Source organism: Streptomyces sp. NPDC059866 (assembly GCF_042731325.1).
Lineage (GTDB): Bacteria > Actinomycetota > Actinomycetes > Streptomycetales > Streptomycetaceae > Streptomyces > Streptomyces flavusporus.
Genome location: NZ_JBHWJT010000009.1, coordinates 152,563 through 174,322, shown reverse-complemented (window position 1 = coordinate 174,322; position 21,760 = coordinate 152,563). Strand labels below are relative to the sequence as shown.

The window sequence follows — 21,760 nt, the reverse complement described above, 5'->3', positions numbered from 1 at the left end:
ACACGCCAAGCAACTCACGCACACCGTCACTCCCGGCGTACGCCCCACCCTCACGCGCCCCGAGCCGGGCGTACGACACCCCCGGCCGACGATCACCCCGCCGGTTCAAGAAACCCCTGCTCCACCAGCAACCGAATCTGCGCCGGCGTCCGATCCCGCAGCAACACCGGGTCCTCACCCACCAGTTGGGCAATGGCGTCCAGGATCCGGCCCGCGGTCAGGGAGCCGTCGCAGACGCCCGCGAAGCCCGCACCGACCGTGTCCACCTTCGTGGCCCGGCGCATACCGCGGTTCTGACGCAGCACCACGTGTTCCGGGTCCTCGGCGCCGGGGAGCCCGACCTGCTCCTGGACGACCTCCGCGGCGAGCCGGAAGCGCTCTTCGAGCAGGGCAGCGTCATCGCGTGCCCGCAGGTAGTCGAGGCGTTCGAAGTGCGCCCGGACCGTGTCACCGAGCGGCTGCTCGACCGGATGCGGCCACTCCTCCACGGTGATCGAGGGCACCGCGGCCCCCGACTTGCGCAGGGTGATCCAGCCGAACCCCACGGCCTTCACCTTGCGCGCCTCGAACTCGTCCAGCCAGGCGTCGTACCGCGCCTCGTACTCGGCCACGTCACCGCGGTGGTCGCCCGCATCCCGCAGCCACAGCTCGGCGTACTGCGTGACGTCCTGCACCTCGCGCTGCACGATCCACGCATCGCACCCGCGCGGCACCCACGACCGCAGCCGCTCCTGCCAGTCCTCCCCCTCCACGTGCTGCCAGTTGGCGAGGAACTGCGCGAATCCGCCCCTGTTCAGGCGGGCACCCGTCTGTTGAACGAGCGAGCGGCACAGATCGTCCCCGCCCATTCCGCCGTCGCGGTACGTCAGCCGGGCGCCGGGAGAGATCACGAAGGGCGGATTGGACACGATCAGGTCGTACTTCTCGTCGTCCCGGAGCGGCTCGAAGAGCGATCCCTCGCGCAGGTCCGCGGCGGGGGCGCCGGACAGCGCGAGCGTGAGCGCGGCGATGTGCAGCGCGCGCGGATTCACATCGGTCGCCGTCACGCGCGTGGCGTGCCGGGCGGCGTGCAGGACCTGAATGCCGGAGCCGGTGCCCAGGTCGAGGGCCGAGGCCACGGGCGTGCGGACGGTGAGGCCGGCCAGGGTGGTGGAGGCGCCGCCCACTCCCAGGACGACGCCTTCGTCCCGCCGTCCGATCCCCCCTGCGCCGCCGACCGCACATCCCAGGTCGGACACGATGAACCAGTCCTCGCCGTCCAGGCCGCCGTACGGCCGTACGTCCACGGTCGCGGCGAGCTCGTCCCCGCCGACCCGCGTGAGCCACCCGCTCTCCAGGCACTCGGCGACGGGCAGAACCCCCTCCACGCGCACGTGCGGCACGGGCTGCTGGAGCAGGAACAGCCGTACGAGCATCTCCAGCGGCGTGTCCCCGCGGGTCGCCCGGAGTGCGGGCACGGTCTCGCCGCGGGCCAGCGCCGCGTACGCGGGAGCGCCGAGCAGTTCGAGCAGTCCGTCGGCGGTGAAGGCGGCCCCGAGCAGGGCGTCGCGCAACCGAGCGGTGACGTCGGGACGGTCGGCGGAGGGCAGGGGGGAGAGGCTGGCGTTACTCACACCCCCCATTGTGACCACCTCGGACGGTCACCGCGCACGGCTCACCGCGGTGACGCAGTGGCGGCAGGCGAACGTCAGCCCTGCGTCACGGACGGCGAGGCGGATGCGCCCTGGCAGCTCTCCTGCTGGGCCATCGCCTGTCCGACCTCGCCCTCCTCCAGGGTCCTGAGCGCGTCGTTGCCGCTCTGGCTGAGCTTGTCCAGCTCGGTGGCGATGTCCTTGAGACCGTCGGCGAACTTGGCCTGGTCCTTGGTGTCGAGCGCGTCTACCTGCTTCCTCAGGGAGGCGTACGACGAGGAGATGCCGTTGAGCTCCTTGACCGCGTCCTGCTGCTTCTTCTCGCCGTTCTCGACGTCCGGCGGGCCGGCCTTGTTCACGGCGGTCCCGATCGCCTTGTAGGCGTCGGACATGTCCTGGAAGGCCTGCGCGTCGGTCTTCTGGACCTCCGTCGGCGTGCTGCTGTCCGAGGTCTCCTTCTGGATCGCGGCGTTCGCCGCCGCGATCTTCTTCGCCTGCGGCTGCACGGCGTCGCAGACCTGCTTGGCCCAGGCATCCAGCTTCTCGTTGCCGTCGTCGCCGCCGCATCCCGACAGCGCCAGTACCAGTACCGCACCGCCGGACAGTGCGGCCGCGAGCTTCTTGTTCACCGGATTGGTCCCTTCCATGGCTCTCGGCCCCGGAACATACACGCCAAGCGGGCGACAACCGCATGACAAGCGTCCAATATGACCATAATTACGTCATTCGCGCCAGGAGAGAGAAGGCTCACGGCTAGAGCGTCAACACAGCGGGACGGGCGGGCGACGCGTCAACACGCGCCTCCCGCCCGCCCTTTGAGCCGGGACTTGTCCGACAGCCTACGAAACCACCGCCGTGTCGGCCGACTTGGAGCTCCGGTCGGGCTCTTCGTCCCCCATGGCGATGCCGCGCCGCTTGGAGACGTACACCGCGCCGACGATCACCACGAGGGCGAGCACCGCGACCAGAATCCGTACGCCGAGGTTCTCGTCGTCGCCGTAGCTGAACTTGATGACGGCGGGCGCGATGAGCAGCGACACCAGGTTCATCACCTTCAGCAACGGGTTGATCGCGGGACCGGCGGTGTCCTTGAACGGGTCGCCGACCGTGTCACCGATCACCGTCGCGGCGTGCGCCTCGCTGCCCTTGCCGCCGTGGTGGCCGTCCTCGACGAGCTTCTTGGCGTTGTCCCAGGCGCCGCCGGAGTTGGCGAGGAACACCGCCATCAGCGTGCCGGCGCCGATCGCGCCCGCCAGATAGGCGCCGAGGGCGCCGACACCGAGCGTGAAGCCGATGAAGATCGGCGCCATGACCGCGAGCAGACCCGGCGTGGCCAGCTCCCTGAGCGCGTCCCTCGTACAGATGTCGACGACTTTTCCGTACTCCGGTTTCTCGGTGTAGTCCATGATCCCGGGCCGCTCACGGAACTGCCGCCGCACCTCGAACACCACCGAACCCGCCGACCGCGACACCGCATTGATCGCCAGCCCGGAGAAGAGGAAGACGACCGCCGCGCCCGCGATGAGGCCGACGAGGTTGTTGGGCTGCGAGATGTCCATCGCCAGCGTCATCGGCGAGCCCTCGCCGCTGAGCTTCTCGCCCACGTCCCGCGCGCCCGTGGTGATCGCGTCGCGGTACGAGCCGAAGAGCGCCGACGCCGCCAGGACGGCGGTGGCGATGGCGATGCCCTTGGTGATGGCCTTGGTGGTGTTGCCCACCGCGTCCAGGTTGGTGAGCACCTGTGCGCCCGCGCCCTCGACGTCCCCGGACATCTCGGCGATGCCCTGGGCGTTGTCGGAGACCGGCCCGAAGGTGTCCATGGCGACGATCACGCCGACCGTGGTGAGCAGACCGGTGCCGGCCAGCGCGACCGCGAACAGCGCCAGCATGATCGACGTACCGCCGAGCAGGAAGGCTCCGTAGACGCCGAGACCGATCAGCAGAGCGGTGTAGACGGCCGATTCGAGGCCGACCGAGATACCGGCGAGGACGACGGTGGCAGGGCCGGTGAGCGAGGTCTTGCCGATGTCCTTCACCGGGCGCCGGTTGGTCTCGGTGAAGTAGCCGGTGAGCTGCTGGATCACGGCGGCGAGCAGAATGCCGATCGCCACCGCGACGAGCGCCAGGATCCGCGGGTCGCCGTCCTTGGCCCGGATCGCGGCGTCGGTGACGCCGTCGAGGTCGGCGTACGACGACGGCAGATAGACGAACACGGCGATCGCCACCAGGACGAGCGAGATCACCGCGGAGATGAAGAAGCCACGGTTGATCGCACTCATCCCGCTGCGGTCGGCGCGGCGCGGCGCCACGGCGAAGATGCCGATCATCGCGGTGACCACACCGATCGCGGGGACGAGCAGCGGGAACGCCAGTCCGGCGTCGCCGAAGGCCGCCGTGCCCAGGATCAGCGCGGCCACCAGGGTGACGGCGTACGACTCGAAGAGGTCGGCCGCCATCCCGGCACAGTCGCCGACGTTGTCGCCCACGTTGTCGGCGATGGTGGCGGCATTGCGCGGATCGTCCTCCGGAATGCCCTTCTCGACCTTGCCGACCAGGTCGGCGCCGACGTCGGCGGCCTTGGTGAAGATGCCACCGCCGACACGCATGAACATGGCGATGAGTGCGGCCCCGAGGCCGAAGCCCTCGAGCACCTTCGGCGCGTCGGCCGTGTACACCAGCACCACACAGGAGGCGCCCAGCAGACCGAGCCCCACCGTGAACATGCCGACGACGCCACCCGTACGGAAAGCGATCTTCATGGCTTTGTGCGAGACGAGAGTGAGATCCTTTTCCGGCTCACCCTCCGCCGGAGTCGCTTCCCGGGCCGCCGCGGCGACCCGCACGTTACTGCGTACGGCGAGCCACATGCCGATATAGCCGGTGGCTGCCGAGAACGCCGCGCCGATCAAGAAGAACACCGATCGTCCGGCGCGCTGATTCCAGTCGTCCGCGGGCAGCAGCATGAGCAGGAAGAACACGACGACGGCGAATACGCCGAGCGTGCGCAGCTGTCGGGTCAGATAGGCGTTCGCGCCTTCCTGGATGGCCGCTGCGATCTTCTTCATGCTGTCGGTGCCCTCGCCCGCCGCGAGCACCTGGCGCAACAGCACGCCGGCGACCACGAGCGCAGCCAACGCGACGGCCGCGATGACCATCACCATGACGCGGTTGTCGTCGGTCAGCACTGCGGCTGCGAAGGTTGTGGTGTGGTCTGCGGTGTGGTCCAACCGATGAGGGGTAGAAAGCCCCGCCATTCGTCCTCCTTGACGCTTGGGCTGAGCTCAAGATGTGGACGGATTGTAGGGAGCCGGACCTGATCAAAACAGGGCGCGGCAAACGGAATTCGCCTTCACATGCTCTGGAGCAAATGATCGCAGGAGACCGCGGAACCCGAAAGTCGTAATGCCCCAGACCCGTTGGACGCTTGATCGAATTCACCCACTGATCAAGGTCGCGGAGCAGCGATTGATCGTGAATTCCTTCACGAATTACGGTGCCCTTAGCGGAAAAACACCCGAGGGCCCTGCTCAGCAGGGCCCTCGGGTGTGCGGCTGTTCGGGTTGTGTGTCAGGGGAGCGCCGCGGCCGGCGGCGGAGTGGTCGGCCACGTCATACGGATCAGGCCGCCGTGCTCCCCGGTGGAAACCTCCACATCGTCGACCAGGCCGCTGATGACGGCGAGGCCCATCTCGTCCTCCTCGGCCTCCGCGTCGGGGTCGTCGGCGGCGGCTCCGGGCTCTCCGCCCCCGGGGGCGGCGTGCGGCGCCTCGTCGCCGACCTCGATGGAGAACTGTTTCTCCTCTTCGATCAGCGCCACCTTCACCGGCGCCGTGATCCCGCTGCTCTGGTGCAGGCCCACGGCACGGGAGCAGGCCTCGCCGACAGCGAGCCTGACCTCGTCGAGGACGGCCTCGTCCACCCCGGCCCTGCGCGCCACCGCCGCCGCCACCAGTCGGGCGGTCCTGACGTGCTCGGGCAGCGCACTGAAGCGGAGTTCGACGGTGGCCATGCATCCCCCTCGGAGCTACGGGCGTGCTGTCAGGGGGCCGGGCCGCCGACAGCCCAGCCCCCGTCTTCAACTCTTCCACCCCGGGCACACGGCCCGGGGCGGTGATCAGTCGGTGGCCGCCACCGCTTCCTCGACCGAGGTGTGGATCGGGAACACCTTGGTGAGGCCGGTGATACGGAAGATCTTGAGAATGCGTTCCTGGTTGCAGACCAGGCGCAGTGAGCCCTCATGGGCTCGCACTCGCTTCAGGCCGCCGACCAGCACGCCGAGCCCGGTGGAGTCGAGGAAGTCCACGCCCTCCATGTCGACGACGAGGTGGAAACTGCCGTCGTTCACCAGCTCGACCAGCTGCTCGCGCAGCTTGGGCGCGGTATATACGTCGATTTCGCCACCGACCCTGACGATCGTGCGATCGCCGATGGTCTCGGTCGACAGGGACAGGTCCACGGATCCTCCAGCACCTTGCTATCGAGCGGTCGTCCTCGGGACATCTCGGCAGAGCTCCCTGGACGGTTCGCCAGCCGCGATGGCATTCAATCACTTACCGGCAGGCGTGCACGACGCCTTGGACCCATTGTCCGTCACGCCGGTGACAGACTCGGTGCCGATGGCCAAGAATCACCGATCCGATCGAACCCCGACGGACACCGCCTCCCGCCCCGCGCCGGGCACGGTCCTGGACCGGCTCGCCTCGGGGCCGAGCCGGGCTTCGCGCATCACTCATACGGAGCACTTGCCCCCGCGGGCGGGCCGCCATGCAGTCTGGCCCGACCGGATCCGCTCCGAGGTCGTCGCGGCGGTGCAGGCCGCGGGCATCGAACACCCCTGGGCCCACCAGGCCCGGGCGGCCGAGCACGCCCTGGACGGCGACTCGGTCGTCGTCGCCACCGGCACGGCGTCGGGCAAGTCCCTGGCCTACCTCGTCCCCGTCCTCTCGACGCTCCTGGACGGCTCGGCAGCTCCGAACGGCCGCGGCGCCACGGCCCTCTATCTGGCCCCCACGAAGGCACTTGCGGCGGACCAGTGCCGAGCCGTGAAGGAACTTTCACATCCCCTGGGCCAGGCGGTACGGCCGGCCGTGTACGACGGCGACACCCCGTTCGAGGAACGCGAGTGGATCCGCCAGTACGCCACGTACGTCCTCACCAACCCCGACATGCTGCACCGCGGCATATTGCCGTCCCACCCACGCTGGGCCTCCTTCCTGAAGTCGCTGAAGTACGTCGTCATCGACGAGTGCCACACCTACCGCGGCGTCTTCGGCTCGCACGTCGCCCAGGTGCTGCGCAGGCTGCGCAGACTGTGCGCGCGCTACGGCGCGTCGCCGGTCTTCCTGCTGGCCTCCGCGACCGCCGCCGAGCCCGCCGTGGCCGCCGGCCGCCTCACCGGCCTTCCGGTGGTGGAGGTGGCCGACGACGCCTCCCCGCGCGGTGAGCTGGTGTTCGCCCTCTGGGAGCCCCCGCTCACCGAGATGCGGGGCGAGAAGGGCGCGCCGGTACGGCGCACGGCGACCGCCGAGACGGCCGACCTGCTCACCGACCTCACCGTGCAGGGCGTGCGCTCCGTCGCCTTCGTACGCTCCCGGCGCGGCGCCGAGCTGATCTCCGTGATCGCCCAGGAGCGGCTCGCAGAGATCGACCGCTCGCTGTCCCGGCGCGTGGCCGCGTACCGCGGCGGCTACCTCCCGGAGGAGCGCCGTGCCCTGGAGCGCGCCCTGCACTCCGGCGAGCTCCTCGGACTGGCCGCGACCACCGCCCTGGAGCTGGGCGTCGACGTCTCGGGCCTGGACGCGGTCGTGATCGCCGGTTATCCCGGTACGCGCGCGTCCCTGTGGCAGCAGGCCGGCCGGGCGGGCCGCTCGGGCCAGGGCGCCCTGGCCGTCCTGGTCGCCCGTGACGACCCACTGGACACGTTCCTGGTCCACCACCCGGAGGCCCTGTTCGACCAACCGGTGGAATCCACCGTCCTCGACCCCGACAACCCCTACGTCCTCGCACCCCACCTGTGCGCCGCCGCCGAGGAGCTCCCCCTGGTCGAGGACGACCTGGAGCTGTTCGGCCCCGCATGCGCAGAGCTGCTCCCGCAGCTGGAGGCCGCGAAGCTGCTGCGCCGCCGGACGAAGGCCTGGCACTGGACCCGCCGGGAGCGGGCGGCCGACCTGGCCGACATCCGCGGCGAGGGCGGCCGACCCGTCCAGATCGTCGAGGCCGGCACCGGTCGGCTGCTGGGCACGGTGGACGCCGGCGCCGCGCACACGACCGTGCACGAGGGCGCCGTCCACCTCCACCAGGGCCGTACGTATCTGGTCCGCTCCCTCGACCTGGACGACTCGGTCGCCCTGGTCGAGGAGGCCAACCCGCCGTACTCGACGGTCGCCCGCGACACGACGTCGATCTCCGTGCTGGAGACGGACGTGGAGATCCCCTGGGGCGAGGGCCGCCTGTGCTACGGCTCCGTGGAGGTCACCAACCAGGTCGTCTCCTTCCTCCGCCGCCGCCTCATCACCGGCGAGGTCCTGGGCGAGACCAAACTCGACCTCCCTCCTCGTGCGCTCCGCACGCGCGCGGTGTGGTGGACGCTCACCGACGAACAGCTGGACGAGGCCCGCATCAGCCCGGAGATCCTCGGCGGCGCGCTGCACGCCGCCGAGCATGCGTCCATCGGCATGCTGCCGCTGTTCGCGACCTGCGACCGCTGGGACATCGGCGGCGTGTCCGTCCCGCTGCACCCGGACACGCTCCTGCCGACGGTCTTCGTGTACGACGGCCACCCCGGCGGCGCGGGCTTCGCGGAGCGCGCCTTCCGCACCGCCCGCGCCTGGCTCACCGCCACCCGCCAGGCCATCGCCTCCTGCGAGTGCGACGCCGGCTGCCCGTCCTGCATCCAGTCCCCCAAGTGCGGCAACGGCAACGATCCGCTGCACAAACGGGGAGCAGTGCGGTTGCTCACGGTGCTGTTGCGGGGGGCGCCCGAGGGGAAGGCGGGGGAGCCGGAAGGTCCGTCGGCGGGACCGGCCCCGCAGGACCCGCCCGCGCCCTGATCTCCGCCGCGAACGGCCCCCGCCCGGCCGCCGCCGTCACGTCCGAGACCTCACCCACGAGCACGCACCTCACCAGCCGCGTGCCCTGGGCCCGCGCCACCCGGTCCGCCCGGGCGCAGGCCGCCGTGCCGCCCTGCGCCCAGTGGTCCGCCGCGGCGAGGGCCGCGAGGTCCGCGCCGCCGGCCGCGCGATGCCGGGTCACGACGGCCTGCCCCAGAGCGAGTACGACGCCGAACACCACACACAGGACAGCGATCGCACCGACGCTCCAGACGGTGGCGGACCCGCGGTCCGATTCACCGCCCCTCATCCGCCCGCCTCCGCCGTCTCCTCGGCGGCCGCGACGGCCTCCTCCCGTACCTCGTAGGACAGACCGCCCAGCGCCGGTGCCTCGGCCACCACCACGACCCGGACCTGATCGCCCTCCCGGCTGAGCGTGACCTTCGCCCCGGGCGGGGCAGCCTCACGAGCCACTTCGACGACCGCGTCGTGCGGGTCCTGCCGGGCCGCCGCACGGGCGCCCGTCCGTGCCGCATCCACGCACTGGATCTGCGCGGCCACGACGAGCAGTCCCCACACCAGCCCCATCGCGAACATCACCAGCACGGGCAGCACCACGGCCGCTTCCGCCGTCACGAACCCCTGGTCCGCGCACCGCGCACGCCGCTCACATCCGCGCATCGAGGGCATCCTTCACGATCTCCTGCAGCTCCGCGCTGACCTGCCCGCTCGTCACCACCTTGTAGAGGAGCACCGCGAAGGCCACCGCCGCGACGATTCCCACCGCGTACTCGGAGGTGACCATTCCGGCCTCCTTCCGCCCGCCGCGCATCCCGCACACCAGGGCGCGCACACACGCCCGTACTGCCTTGTTCATCTCAACCCCCGTGATGTTCCCTGCCGTTGATCGCTTGCCGACCATTGGTTGCTCATTGGTTGAGCGCTCAGCGCTCACTGCTGTGGTCAATTGCTGTCCGCCGTACGTCCACACCCTCGCCGCCCCTCAACCACCACCCCCTCCCAGCACCCCGCCCGCCAGCCCGATCACCACGGGCAGCACGCCGACCGCGATGAACGAGGGCAGGAAGCACAACCCGACGGGCGCGGTGACCATGACGGCCGCCCGCCGGGCCCGAGCCGTCGCGGTGCGGGACCATTCGGCGCGGGCGTCCTCGGCGATCTTCGCGACGGGTCCGGCCGCGGGGAGCCCGGAGACGCCGGCCCGTTCCAGCAGCCGTGCCAGGGCTGCGGCGCCCGGTGTCGCAGCCAACCTCCGCCAGGCTTCGGCCGGTTCGCCGCCGAGCCGTACCTCAGCCGCACCCCGGGCGAGCGCCTCCCCGACGGGGCCGCCCAGGGCCTCGCCGACGGCCTGTGCGGCGATCGCCGGACCGGCGCCGGCCGCGATGCAGGCCGCCAACAGATCGGCAGCGAGCGGAAGTTGCCGGGCGGCCGTATGGGCGTCGGACTCCTCACCCCGGTCCGGCACGGCTCGCCGGTGACGCCACCGCCACAACCCGACCGCACCGACGAGTCCCACGAGGACACCCGCGCCCCCACCGACCAGGACCCATCCGGAGCCCACCACACCGACCGTCGGCCACCACCGCCGCACCACGCCCGCCACCTCGAACCGCGGGCCGGCGATCGTGGTGTCCAGGGCCAGCAGTCCGGCCAGCCGCCGCCGTACCCGGCGTTCCCGCCGCGCGACCTCCATCCGCCGCAGCAACCACGCCAGGACCAGCGCGACCCCCAGGACCACCCCCAGCCTGTGGACAACGTCCGCGCTCATGTCGACTCGGCTCCCTTCACGATCCGCAGCGCCCACCACAACCCCACTCCCTCCAGCACCCCGCCGATCAGCAGGCAGCCCAGCCCGGCGCCGGTGTGCAACAGGACGTGCAGCGGGTCCGCGCCCAACGCGGCGCCGAGGAACAGGCCGAGGGCGGGCAGCGCGGCGAGCATCACCGCCGTGGAGCGGGAGCCGGCCAACTGGGCGCGCAGCTCGGTACGTTGGTCCCGTTCGGCGCGCAGCGCCGCTTCGAGCCGGTCGAGCCCGGCCGCGAGTCCCGCGCCCCGGTCCACGGCGACCCGCCAGCACGCCGCGAGGCCCAGCAGCCCGTCGGCCCCCGGCTGCCGTGCCGCGGCCGCCAGCGCCCCCGGCACGTCCCCGCCGAACCGCGCCGCCGCCAGCACGGCTGCCTGCGCGTCGCCGAGCCCCCCGGAGTCACGCGCGGCCCTCAGCAACGCCTGTCCCGGCTGCCGACCGGCCCGCACCTCGCCGGCGAGCGTCCCGCACAGCACGATCACCTCGTCCGCCCGGCGCTCCCGTGTCCGTCGCGCCTCCCCGGCCAGCCGTGCCCGGCGCAGCAGTGGCACTCCGGCCGCCCCCGCGACGACCGGCAGCACCGACGACCCCAGCACCGCGAGCACCGCGCCGGCGACCACCGCCCACCACTCGGTCTGCAGCCGCCCCCGCACCCGCCGCAGCTCGCCGGCCAGCCGCCGCCACCCGGGAGGCCCACTGCCCACCACCCCGCCGCCGGCAAGCAGCAGTTGCGCCCGCCGCGCTCCGGAGTACCGGCCACCCATCAGCCACACCGCCGCCCCGGCACATACGACGGCCACGCTCAACGCCGTCTCACCCATACCGCTCACCGCCCCTCTCGCTCCTGCTGCGAAACAGCTCCCGCTCGTTCCCACCGCCAAGCAGCCCCCGCTCATCCCTGCTGCCAGGCAGCCCCCGCTCTGTCCCTCCGTCGATCAGCTCCCGCTCGTTCCCACCGCCAAGCAGCCCCCGCTGATCCCTGCCGTAGAGCACCTCCTCCTCATCCCTGCCGCAGCCCGACTCCCACTCGTCCTCGCCGGAAAGCAGCTCCGTCTCACCCGCCCCGCCGGAAGGCAACCCCGCCCCGCCGAGCAACGCCCACAACCGCTTCCAGCCCCGCTCGCGAACAAACGCCTCCGCGCCCCACCGCAGCGCCGGTACCGTCCTGACCAGCCCCGAAGGGTCCCGCTCCAGCACATGGACCTCGGCGATCCGCCGCCGCCCGGTCCTGTCGCGGACGAGGTGCAGTACGACCGACAGGGCAGCCGCCAACTGGCTGTGCAGCGCGGCCCGGTCGAGCCCGGCCGCCGTGCCGAGCGCTTCCAGGCGGGCCGGTACGTCGGCCGCCGCGTTGGCGTGGACGGTCCCGCAGCCGCCCTCGTGGCCGGTGTTCAACGCGGCCAGCAGATGCACCACTTCGGGTCCGCGCACCTCTCCCACGACCAGCCGGTCCGGCCGCATCCGCAGCGCCTGCCGCACCAGGTCCTGGAGCGTGACGAGCCCGGCGCCCTCCTGGTTGGCGGGTCTGCTCTCCAGGCGTACGACATGCGGGTGGTCCGGCCGCAACTCGGCCGAGTCCTCGGCGAGCACGATCCGCTCACCCGGCCCGACCAGCCCCAGCAGCGCGCTCAGCAGCGTCGTCTTGCCACTGCCCGTCCCGCCGCTGATCAGGAAGGACAGCCGCGCCCGGAGCAGTGCCCGCAGCACGCGGTCCCCGCCCGGCGGCACCGTGCCCGCCGCCACGAGCTCGTCGAGCGTGAACGCGCGCGGGCGCACGACGCGCAGGGACAGGCACGTACAGCCCACGGCGACCGGCGGCAGAACCGCATGCAGTCGTGTGCCGTCCGGCAGCCGGGCGTCGGCCCACGGCCTGGCGTCGTCCAGGCGCCGCCCGGCCACCGCGGCCAGGCGTTGCGCGAGCCGTCGTACCGCCGCCGCATCCGGGAAGGAGACGGACGTCAGCTCCAGACCGCCACCCCGGTCCACCCAGACCCGGTCGGGAGCGGACACCAGTACGTCGGTCACGGACGGATCGGCGAGCAGTGGCTCCAACGGCCCGCTGCCTACCAGTTCGCACCGCAACTGCTCGGCGGCCCCCAGAACTTCGGCGTCTCCGAGCACCCGCCCCTGCTCGCGCAGCGCCTGCGCCACGCGCGCGGGGGTGGGTTCGGCGCCGCTCTCGGCCAGCCGCTGCCGCACGCCGTCCAGCAGTGGCCCGGTGACGGTGTTCATGCGGCACCCGCCTCGACCAGCGCCCGCTCCCAGAACCCCGTGCAGAAGCGCGCCAGCGGACCGCGGGCCGCGCCGGGCGGCGCCTTGCCCTCGTGGGGGCGCAGCAGCCCCGTCTCGACGGGCACCTCGCCGGCCAGCGGCAGTCCGAGCAGTCGGGCCACCTCGCGGTCGTCCAGCCCGGGCGTGTACGGCCCCCGTACCGCCACCCGCAGGTCCCGCAGCACCATGCCGGCCGCGGACGCCACCCGCCCGGCCGCCGTGACCGCGCGCAGCTCGGCCGGGACCACGAGGAGTCCGATGTCGACCTGGGCGAGGGCCTCGGCGACCGAGTCGTCGATGCGGCGCGGCAGATCGACCACGACGGTGCCGCCCCGGCGTCGGCCCGCGGCGAGCACCGCCCGTACGGCCTGCGGCGGGATGGCGACGCAGTCGCCGCGGTCCCAGCTCAGCACCCGCAGCGAGTGCAGTCGGGGCAGCGACTCCTCCAGGGCGCCGCTGCCCACCCGCCCGCGCGAGGCGGCGAAGGCGGGCCAGCGCAGTCCCTCGGCGGTCTCACCGCCGAGGAGTACGTCGAGTCCGCCGCCGAGCGGATCGGCGTCCACCAGGAGGGTGCGCAGTCCCTCGCGCGCGGAGGTGACGGCGAGTGCGCACGCCAACGTGGACGCTCCGGCGCCGCCGCGGCCGCCGATGACGCCGACGGTGAGCGCGGGCCGGCCGACACCCTCGGCGACGTCGGCGATGCGGTCGACCAGCCACTGCTCGCCGTCGGGCAGCATCAGGACGTGGTCGGCACCGATCCGGACGGCCCGCTTCCACACACCGGGGTCGTCCTGGTCACGGCCGACCAGCACCACTCCGTGTCTGCGCGCGGCTCCTCGCACCCGCCGCGCGGCGTCGTCCCCCACGAGAACGAGTGGTGCCGCCTCCCAGCCGCCGCCCCGCTCCGGCACACAGGGGTGGACCTCGGGTGTGGCCCCGGCCGCCGCGCACAGGCGCAGCAGGTCGTCGAGGAGTTCGGCGTCCTCGGTGATGATCAGTGGTCGGCTCTGCCGCCCTCCGGCGGCCGACGGCGGATCGTGTGTGAAGGTTCCGGTCACGGTTTCCTCCCCCTTCGCTGCTTGTCTGCTTCGTTCGCGCAGCCCCTGCGGCCCCGCGGTTCCCGAACGTGTGAAGAACCGGCCGGCGGCCTCCATATGGACAGCCGACAGAAACCGGCCATACGCGTCCGGCAAACGGAACCGGTCAGGAACTCGCCGCGAGCGGCTGCGCAGGAATCACGGTGCAGCGATCCCGGAAATCGTGTGGATCTTGGTCGATAACTGTGGACAACTCGATGGTTGTGAATATCGCCGTCACCCATACCGGTGAGCCCTGCACCATCTTCTGTGCGACTTCCGGAGAGCAGTCCGACGACTACCGACAGTGATGGATCATGGGCATGCAAAAGAGGCGGCCGCAGCCGCCTCGAGGCCGCACCGCGACCACAGGGAGAACAAGAAAACCCACCCGGACATGCGACGACCCCCGCCGGGGGGGAGAGCGGGGGTCGTCCCCACGGCCGACTCGGGGGGGGAGGAGTCGGACCGGGTTAGCACGGTCGCGAACGATCCGTGACTTCCATGGTGTACCCGAGAGCCCTCTCAGGCAAACCCACGCGCCCCACCTTACGCCGAATGGGCTGCCCCTATGCTCTGGGGCGTGGAAAACCACCCCTTGCCCCGCACAGCGGCCTTCTTTGATCTGGACAAGACGGTCATTGCGAAGTCGAGCACGCTCACCTTCAGCAAGTCGTTCTACCAAGGCGGGCTGATCAACCGCCGGGGGGTCCTGCGTTCCGCATATGCCCAGTTCGTGTTCCTCGCGGGCGGCGCCGACCATGACCAGATCGAGCGCATGCGCGCATACCTGTCCGCGCTGTGCCGCGGCTGGAACGTCCAGCAGGTCAGGGAGATCGTCGCCGAGACGCTGCACGACATCATCGACCCGATCATCTACGACGAGGCCGCCTCCCTCATCGAGGAGCACCACACCGCCGGACGCGATGTGGTGATCGTGTCCACGTCGGGTTCCGAGGTGGTCGAGCCGATCGGCGAACTGCTCGGCGCCGACCGCGTGGTCGCCACGCGCATGGTCGTGGGCGACGACGGGTGCTACACGGGCGAGATCGAGTACTACGCCTACGGCCCGACGAAGGCGGAGGCCGTCAGGGAGCTGGCCGCGTCCGAGGGGTACGACCTGTCGCGCTGCTACGCCTACAGCGATTCGGCGACCGACCTGCCGATGCTGGAGTCCGTCGGCCGTCCGCACGCCGTGAATCCGGACCGCGCACTACGCCGTGAGGCACTCGCGCGCGGGTGGCCGATTCTCGACTTCCACCGCCCGGTCCGGCTCAAGCAGCGGCTGCCCGCCCTCTCCGTACCGCCGCGTCCGGCGCTCGTCGCGGCCGCCGCCATAGGGGCCGCGGCGGCCACCGCCGGCCTTGTCTGGTACGCGAACCGGCGCCGGGCGACGGCCGTCTGACCTGGCCACACCCACGCCGGGAAAACCGGCGCCCGTTTAATACGGCTTTAGGGCTAAAAGTAAAGAAGTGCAGCCGCCACTTCCACTCACTCCGGACCTGGAGTACAAAGGACTTAACGGCCCGCGAGACCAAGGCCATCCGAAGGGATCAACCTAAATTCGCACACTGGCCCCACGGACCGAGCATGAACACTGGGCACCCACGCGACGTCGACCCGTCGATTACGGGCCAGCCGCACCAGGTGACGGGCAAAGTTCCCGACCTGATGGGCGACATATCGAGGACGCTTGGTAACTCGGCGCTCATGCCAGCGGCGGTACGAGAACTCGTACCGCCGCAACCCTTTTCGGACGGTTACGCCGCCCCGCGCTGGAGTGCCTCGCACACCGCCGTCGACTCGCGCACGCCCAACTCGACCGCCCTGCCACAGTGGGCGATCCACGTCGCCATGCCCTCCGCAGTGCCGGAGAGATAGCCGTCGAACGCCTCCCGATAGGCCGTGCGGCCCAGCTCGGCGTGCCCCACCTCGGCCGGACAGACGGACTTCGGGTCGAGGCCGCTGCCCACCAGGACGATCCGCTCGGCCGTGCGCGCGACCAGGCCGTTGTGCGAGACGAAGGGGCGCAGCGCGAGCAGCTCACCGTGCACGACGGCCGCCGTGACCAGCGCGGGAGCCGAACTGCCCGCGATGATCAGTTCGGCCAGGCCTTCCAGACGCCCGGACACCTCGGCCGCATCCGGCAGCGGCTGCTCGATCAGCGGCTCGTCGACGGGCTCGCCCGGCCGACGGGGCCGCCCCACCTGCTCGGCCTTGTCCGCGGCGGCCACCAGGTGCAGCCGGGCCAGCACACGCAGGGGCGACTGCCGCCAGATGGACAGCAGTTGACCGGCCTCGGCGGTCAATCGGAGCGCCGCACCCACGAGCCGCGCCTCGTCGTCCCCACTGAAGTCGGTGCGCCGGCGCACCTCCTCCAGGGCCCAGTCCGCGCCGGACAGCGCCGCGGAACCGCGGGCACCACGCAGCGCCGCCTCGGAGGTGATCTCGTTGCTCCGCCGGCGCATGATCCGGTGCCCGTAGACCCGGTCCACGGCCTTGCGCACGGACTCCACCGACTCGGCCACACCGGGCAGCGCACCCAGGGCCGCGAACGGATCGGCGGTCCCACCTGTCGTACTCATGAGTACGACCCTAGCCACCCCGGGCGCACACCCCACGATGGAGTGGTCTTCTTCACCTGCACCTGCCACGCACCGCCAGCATGCCACTACCCTTGGTGAACATGAAAATTGCTTTCGTCGGGAAGGGCGGCAGCGGCAAGACCACCCTGTCCTCCCTGTTCATCCGCCATCTGGCGGCCTCGGGCGCCCCGGTCGTCGCGATCGACGCCGACATCAACCAGCACCTCGGGGCCGCGCTCGGTCTCGAGGAAGCGGAGGCCGCCCGACTGCCCGCGATGGGCGACCGGCTCACCCTGATCAAGGACTACCTGCGCGGTTCCAACCCGCGCATCGGCTCGGCCGATTCGATGATCAAGACCACACCGCCGGGCGAGGGCTCGCGGCTGCTCCGGGTCCGCGAGGACAATCCGGTCTACGACGCCTGCGCCCGGCCGGTGGAACTCGACGGCGGGGACGTCCGTTTGATGGTCACCGGCCCCTTCACGGACGCCGACCTGGGGGTCGCCTGCTACCACTCCAAGACCGGAGCGGTGGAGCTGTGCCTGAACCACCTGGTGGACGGCCGCGACGAGTACGTCGTGGTCGACATGACCGCAGGCTCGGACTCCTTCGCCTCCGGCCTGTTCACCCGCTTCGACATCACGTTCCTCGTCGCCGAGCCGACCCGGAAGGGGGTCTCCGTCTATCGCCAGTACAAGGAGTACGCCCGTGACTTCGGCGTTGCACTGAAGGTCGTCGGCAACAAGGTTCAGGGCCAGGACGACCTCGACTTCCTCCACGCCGAAGTCGGGGACGACCTGCTCGAGACCGTCGGGCACTCGGACTGGGTGCGCGCCATGGAGAAGGGCCGGCCGCCCCGGTTCGAGCACCTGGAGGACGTCAACCAGCGGGCCCTGCGCACGTTGCGCACGGCCGCCGACGCGACGTACGAACTGCGCGACTGGGAGCGCTACACCCACCAGATGGTGCACTTCCACCTGAAGAACGCCCAGTCCTGGGGCAATGAGCGCCTCGGGGTCGACCTGGCGGCGCAGATCGACCCCGGGTTCGTGCTCAGTGAGAGTGTCGCCACCCCCGCGTGACGACTCCTACTGCCTGTCCGCCGGCGCCCCGGGGACTCCCTTCGGGGCCGGGGCGGGGCGCACGGACAGGAAGGACGCCCAGCCGTGCTTCGGGGCCTGGCCGACCTTCAGCGTGCGCAGTTTCGCGAGGGTCTTCGGGTCCTGGGCGTCCAGCCAGTCCGCGAGCTGCCGGAAGGAGACACAGCGCACCTCGGGTTTGGTGCACACCTGCTCGATGACCTCCTCGACGGCGCGCATGTAGGCGCCGCCGTTCCAGGACTCGAAGTGGTTGCCGATGATCAGCGGTGCGCGGTTGCCGTTGTATGCCCGCTGGAAGCCCTGGAGCAGGCCGTCGCGCATCTGGTCGCCCCAGAACTCGTACTTGTCGGGGTCGCCCTGGGGGGTGGTGCCCGACTGGTTGACCATGAAGTTGTAGTCCATGGTCAGCTGTTCGTAGGTGTGCCCGGGGAATGGCACGAGTTGCATCGACAGGTCCCACAGGCCCTCCTTCTTGCCGGGCCAGACCTGGTTGTTGACGCCGCTGGTGTCGTAGCGGAAGCCCAGCTCGCGGGCTGCCTTCATGAAGTTCTTCTGGCCCTCCAGGCAGGGAGTGCGTGCTCCGATCAGCTCCTTGTCGTAGTCGAAGGGCAGGGGGGAGACGTCCTTCATGTCGGCGTTGGTCTTCCAGGACTTCACGAACTTCTTCGCCTGGGCGATCTCCTCCTTCCACTCCTCCACCGACCACTCGCCGACGCCACCGCTGCCGCAGAAGTGACCGTTGAAGTGGGTGCCGATCTCATTGCCCTCCAACCACGCCAGCCGTAGTTGCTTCACGGTGTCGGCGATGCCCTCGCGGTCGTTGAAGCCGATGTCGGAGCGGCCGGGCGAGTGCTGCGGTGGGCGGTAGAGGTCCTTCTTGTCCTCGGGCAGCAGGTACACGCCGCTGAGGAAGTACGTCATCGTGGCGTTGTTCTCCCTGGCGACCCTGCGGAAGTGGGAGAACAGGTGCTGGCTGTCCTCGCCGGCGCCGTCCCAGGAGAACACCACGAACTGCGGGGGTTTCGCACCGGGCTTCAGCCGCTCGGGGCGGGGCAGATACGGCTGCGCCCCGGTGAACGCGGTAGAGCCGTCACCGATCAGGCGGACCGGGCTCCTGGGTACCCCGGCGCCCTGCTGCGGGCCGGGGGCCCCCTCCTCCGAACTGTCGGAGCCGGTCGTGCAACCGGCGAGCGATGCGGCACAGGCCGCGGCGGCCACGGCGACCGCGGCGATCCTCTGGGTGGCGGCCATGTTCCGCCCACCTTCCTTCTCCAGTCGATGAGTTGGCAGCGCGGCCAAGGTCGCATGAGAAGGAGAAGGAATTAGTACGACAAGCCGATCAAAAGCTCGTTTCACTCACTGAGGCGACGATCTAACCCATTTGCCGGGAAAATCCATGCCTGACCTTTACTCTGCATTACGATTCATTTACTGAGAGTTGCCACATCCCGCTGCTGCACGCCGTGACCCACGGCCGCGACCCCACCCCGCCGCCGGGCGGGACCACCTGTTCCGCGACCGCGCTGCCCCGGAGGAGACGGGAAACATGTCAGCCTGCGTCCCCACCCGCACCACCGACCCCTACGGCCCCGAACGCACCCGCCCACCGCACAGTCCGCCACCGCCCCGGCACCGCCGCTTCCCCGTCGCGGGCGCCGACGTCTCGGCCTCCATCGCCGTCTTCCTGATCGCCCTGCCGCTGTCCCTCGGCATCGCCCTCGCCACCGGCGCGCCCCTGCAGGCCGGCCTCGTCGCCGCCGCCGTGGGCGGACTCGTCGTCGGCCGGCTCGGCGGCGCCCCGCTCCAGGTGAGCGGCCCCGCAGCCGGCCTGACAGTGGTCACCGCCGACCTCATCCAGCGCTACGGCTGGCGTACGACGTGCGCCATCACCGTCCTCGCCGGCCTCACCCAAGTCGGCCTGGGCTTCCTGCGCGTGGCGCGCACCGCGCTCGCCGTCAGCCCCGCCATCGTGCACGGCATGCTCGCAGGTATCGGCGTCACCATCGCCGTGGCCCAGCTGCACATCGTCCTCGGCGGCGCCCCCCACAGCTCCGTCGTCGACAACGTGCGCGAACTGCCCGCCCAGCTGGCCGACCTGCATCCGACTGCTCTGTCCATGAGCGTCCTGACCCTGGCCGTCCTGCTCGTCTGGCCGCGGATCCCCGGGCAGGTGGGGCGAGTCGTACGGCTGGTCCCGGCGGCGCTCGCCGCGGTGGCGGCGGCCACCGCTGTGGCCGCACTCGGCGGGCTGCGACTGCCCCGGGTCGACCTGCCGTCGTGGAGCAGCCACGCCCTGGCCGGGCTGCCGGAAGGACCGGTGCTCGGGCTCGTCGCCGCCGTATTGACGATCACGCTGGTCGGCGGCGTCGAGTCGCTGCTGTCCGCGGTGGCCGTGGACAGGCTGGCCGCCTCCCGCCCCGGGGGACCGCCCGTGCCACGCGCCGACCTCGACCGGGAGCTGCGCGGCCAGGGCGCCGCCAACATGGTCTCGGGCGCCCTCGGCGGACTGCCCGTCACCGGGGTCGCGGTGCGCAGCGCGGCGAATGTGCGAGCCGGTGCCGTCAGCCGGAACTCCACGATGCTGCACGGCGTTCTCGTAGTAGTCGCCGCGCTGCTGATGGTCCCGATCCTGGAGCTCATCCCGCTCGCCTCGCTCGCCGCCCTGGTGATGGCCGTCGGCATTCAGATGGTGTCCCTGCACCACATCCGCACGGTGACCCGCCACCGAGAGGTGCTGGTGTACGCCGTCACCACCCTCGCCGTGGTGCTCCTCGGCGTCCTGGAGGGTGTGGCGCTGGGGATCGCCGTGGCCGTCGGTGTCGCCCTGCACCGCCTCACCCGCACACGTATCACGCACTACGAGACGGAAGGAGTCCATCACGTACATGTACGAGGGCAGTTGACGTTCCTCGCGGTGCCAAGGCTCAGCCGGGCCCTGCACCTCGTGCCCCACGGGGCGGACGTGGTCGTCGAATTGGACGGCTCGTTCATGGACCACGCGGCGTACGAGACTCTGCACGACTGGCAGAAGACGCACACCGCACGGGGTGGTTCCGTCGAACTGACGGGCCGCCGTGCCGGGGTCCGGATCGCCGAGCCCACCGGCGCCTCCGGCCGCCACGGAGGTTCCTGGACCCCCGAGTCGGCCGACTCGGGCAGCTGCCGATGCCGGCCCTGGACACCCTGGCGCAACCACCAGTGCGAACGGGCCCGCCCGCAGTCCGCGCAGCCGGCCGGTGAGGATCCGGGCGGAACGGACGGTCCCGAGACCGCCGGAGATGGTCCGGGCACGTGCGGTGAGGGCGTCCACGTCAGCGTCATGCGCGACCGGGAGGGGCTGCCCGGGCCGGATGACGCCGGCGGTCAAGAGCCGAGCAGCCATCAACTGGTGCGCGGAATCAGCGCGTTCCAGCGCAACACCGCTCCTCTGGTGCGGGGCGAGCTGGCCCGACTGGCCCGGGAGGGGCAACGGCCGTCCCAGCTCTTCCTCACCTGCGCCGACTCACGCCTGGTCACCTCGATGATCACCTCCAGTGGTCCCGGGGACCTGTTCGTGGTGCGCAATGTGGGCAACCTCGTGCCTCCCCCAGCTAACGCTGGGAGGTGCCCCCAGCCCGGCGAGGAGAGCGGGGACGACTCGGTGGCGGCGGCGATCGAGTACGCGGTGGACGTGCTGAAGGTGCGGTCCATCACGGTGTGCGGGCACTCCGGGTGCGGAGCCATGCAGGCGCTGCTCAGCTCCGAGCCGGACGGCGCGCGGACGCCCCTCAGGCGGTGGCTGCGGCACGGCCTGCCCAGCCTCGAGCGCATGGCCGACACCGGGCGGCCCTGGGCCCGGCTGGCCGGGCGCGCGCCCGCCGACGCGGTCGAGCAGCTCTGCCTGACCAACGTCGTGCAGCAACTGGAGCACCTGCGCGCCCACGAGTCGGTGTCCCGCGCGCTGCGCGAGGGCGCGCTGGAGCTGAACGGGATGTACTTCCACGTAGGGGAGGCACAGGCATATCTGCTCGTCGATGCGGAGGAGGAGAAGGTGTTCGACACCGTGCGGCCGGTGGACCTGTCCGCATGACGCGTGGCCCGGGTCCGGAGGTGTGAGGGGCGTTACAGGACTGAACCGGGTCCGCGCGCGGTCCGTGGGAAGGGATGACCGGCGTCGGAAGCGGTTCGAAGCCGACCCGGTCACCCATGGGTACGACCCTCGACAGGTCTAAACCAATATTCAGT

Annotated in this window: 18 protein-coding genes; 4 read left to right on the top strand and 14 right to left on the bottom strand. The window is 71.2% G+C overall.

The window, feature by feature from the left end:
• Positions 1-92: 92 nt before the first annotated feature.
• From ACFV7R_RS16415 to bldG, 5 genes are all read right to left on the bottom strand, one after another.
• Positions 93-1,622, bottom strand: coding sequence for a methyltransferase (locus tag ACFV7R_RS16415; RefSeq protein WP_385264003.1), 1,530 nt, complete (start codon positions 1,620-1,622; stop codon positions 93-95).
• A 65-nt stretch (positions 1,623-1,687) separates the two neighbouring features.
• Complete coding sequence (locus ACFV7R_RS16410) at positions 1,688-2,278, bottom strand: small secreted protein (protein ID WP_385264002.1); 591 nt, start codon at positions 2,276-2,278, stop codon at positions 1,688-1,690.
• Positions 2,279-2,470: 192 nt separating this feature from the next.
• Positions 2,471-4,885 (bottom strand): sodium-translocating pyrophosphatase, encoded by a 2,415-nt coding sequence (locus ACFV7R_RS16405; protein ID WP_385264001.1) that lies wholly within the window; start codon positions 4,883-4,885, stop codon positions 2,471-2,473.
• 313 nt (positions 4,886-5,198) lie between these two features.
• The gene (locus tag ACFV7R_RS16400) at positions 5,199-5,639 is read right to left on the bottom strand and encodes an ATP-binding protein (RefSeq protein ID WP_224735333.1); all 441 of its coding nucleotides are present in this window, start codon (positions 5,637-5,639) and stop codon (positions 5,199-5,201) included.
• 105 nt (positions 5,640-5,744) lie between these two features.
• A complete protein-coding gene (gene bldG, locus ACFV7R_RS16395; RefSeq protein WP_024885807.1) occupies positions 5,745-6,086 on the bottom strand; it encodes an anti-sigma factor antagonist BldG in 342 nt (113 codons plus the stop codon).
• 79 nt (positions 6,087-6,165) lie between these two features.
• Between bldG and ACFV7R_RS16390 the strand changes: the two genes are divergently transcribed.
• Positions 6,166-8,679, top strand: coding sequence for a DEAD/DEAH box helicase (locus ACFV7R_RS16390; protein WP_385264000.1), 2,514 nt, complete (start codon positions 6,166-6,168; stop codon positions 8,677-8,679).
• Here the strand turns inward: ACFV7R_RS16390 and ACFV7R_RS16385 are convergent.
• From ACFV7R_RS16385 to ssd, 7 genes are all read right to left on the bottom strand, one after another.
• Positions 8,585-8,989, bottom strand: a complete 405-nt coding sequence (locus ACFV7R_RS16385; protein WP_385263999.1) for an Rv3654c family TadE-like protein — start codon at positions 8,987-8,989, stop codon at positions 8,585-8,587. The two genes, ACFV7R_RS16390 and ACFV7R_RS16385, sit on opposite strands and share 95 nt — an antisense overlap.
• The gene (locus ACFV7R_RS16380) at positions 8,986-9,360 is read right to left on the bottom strand and encodes a TadE family type IV pilus minor pilin (RefSeq protein WP_385263998.1); all 375 of its coding nucleotides are present in this window, start codon (positions 9,358-9,360) and stop codon (positions 8,986-8,988) included. The genes ACFV7R_RS16385 and ACFV7R_RS16380 overlap by 4 nt, the downstream gene beginning before the upstream one ends.
• The gene (locus ACFV7R_RS16375; protein WP_385263997.1) at positions 9,347-9,556 is read right to left on the bottom strand and encodes a DUF4244 domain-containing protein; all 210 of its coding nucleotides are present in this window, start codon (positions 9,554-9,556) and stop codon (positions 9,347-9,349) included. Before ACFV7R_RS16375 ends, ACFV7R_RS16380 begins: the two co-directional genes overlap by 14 nt.
• Before the next feature lie 126 nt (positions 9,557-9,682).
• Positions 9,683-10,468 carry a type II secretion system F family protein gene (locus tag ACFV7R_RS16370; protein ID WP_385263995.1) on the bottom strand — a complete coding sequence of 262 codons (786 nt, stop codon included), beginning with the start codon at positions 10,466-10,468 and terminating at the stop codon, positions 9,683-9,685.
• Positions 10,465-11,325 carry a type II secretion system F family protein gene (locus ACFV7R_RS16365; RefSeq protein ID WP_385264123.1) on the bottom strand — a complete coding sequence of 287 codons (861 nt, stop codon included), beginning with the start codon at positions 11,323-11,325 and terminating at the stop codon, positions 10,465-10,467. The genes ACFV7R_RS16370 and ACFV7R_RS16365 overlap by 4 nt, the downstream gene beginning before the upstream one ends.
• The gene (locus tag ACFV7R_RS16360; protein ID WP_385263993.1) at positions 11,318-12,736 is read right to left on the bottom strand and encodes a TadA family conjugal transfer-associated ATPase; all 1,419 of its coding nucleotides are present in this window, start codon (positions 12,734-12,736) and stop codon (positions 11,318-11,320) included. Before ACFV7R_RS16360 ends, ACFV7R_RS16365 begins: the two co-directional genes overlap by 8 nt.
• Complete coding sequence (ssd, locus tag ACFV7R_RS16355) at positions 12,733-13,833, bottom strand: septum site-determining protein Ssd (protein ID WP_385263992.1); 1,101 nt, start codon at positions 13,831-13,833, stop codon at positions 12,733-12,735. Before ssd ends, ACFV7R_RS16360 begins: the two co-directional genes overlap by 4 nt.
• Before the next feature lie 589 nt (positions 13,834-14,422).
• Here ssd and ACFV7R_RS16350 point away from each other — a divergent pair.
• Complete coding sequence (locus tag ACFV7R_RS16350; protein WP_385263990.1) at positions 14,423-15,256, top strand: HAD family hydrolase; 834 nt, start codon at positions 14,423-14,425, stop codon at positions 15,254-15,256.
• Positions 15,257-15,611: 355 nt separating this feature from the next.
• Here the strand turns inward: ACFV7R_RS16350 and ACFV7R_RS16345 are convergent, their stop codons facing one another.
• Positions 15,612-16,436, bottom strand: a complete 825-nt coding sequence (locus ACFV7R_RS16345; RefSeq protein WP_385263988.1) for an oxidoreductase — start codon at positions 16,434-16,436, stop codon at positions 15,612-15,614.
• Positions 16,437-16,537: 101 nt separating this feature from the next.
• On the opposite strand from ACFV7R_RS16345, the gene ACFV7R_RS16340 reads away from it, so the two are divergent.
• Complete coding sequence (locus ACFV7R_RS16340) at positions 16,538-17,518, top strand: ATP-binding protein (protein ID WP_385263987.1); 981 nt, start codon at positions 16,538-16,540, stop codon at positions 17,516-17,518.
• 6 nt (positions 17,519-17,524) lie between these two features.
• Here ACFV7R_RS16340 and ACFV7R_RS16335 read toward each other — a convergent pair whose 3' ends face one another.
• Complete coding sequence (locus ACFV7R_RS16335) at positions 17,525-18,787, bottom strand: hypothetical protein (protein ID WP_385263986.1); 1,263 nt, start codon at positions 18,785-18,787, stop codon at positions 17,525-17,527.
• A gap of 295 nt (positions 18,788-19,082) precedes the next feature.
• Here ACFV7R_RS16335 and ACFV7R_RS16330 point away from each other — a divergent pair, with 295 nt between their 5' ends.
• On the top strand, positions 19,083-21,605 hold the full coding sequence (locus ACFV7R_RS16330) for a bifunctional SulP family inorganic anion transporter/carbonic anhydrase (protein ID WP_385263984.1): 2,523 nt from the start codon (positions 19,083-19,085) through the stop codon (positions 21,603-21,605).
• Positions 21,606-21,760: the final 155 nt, after the last annotated feature.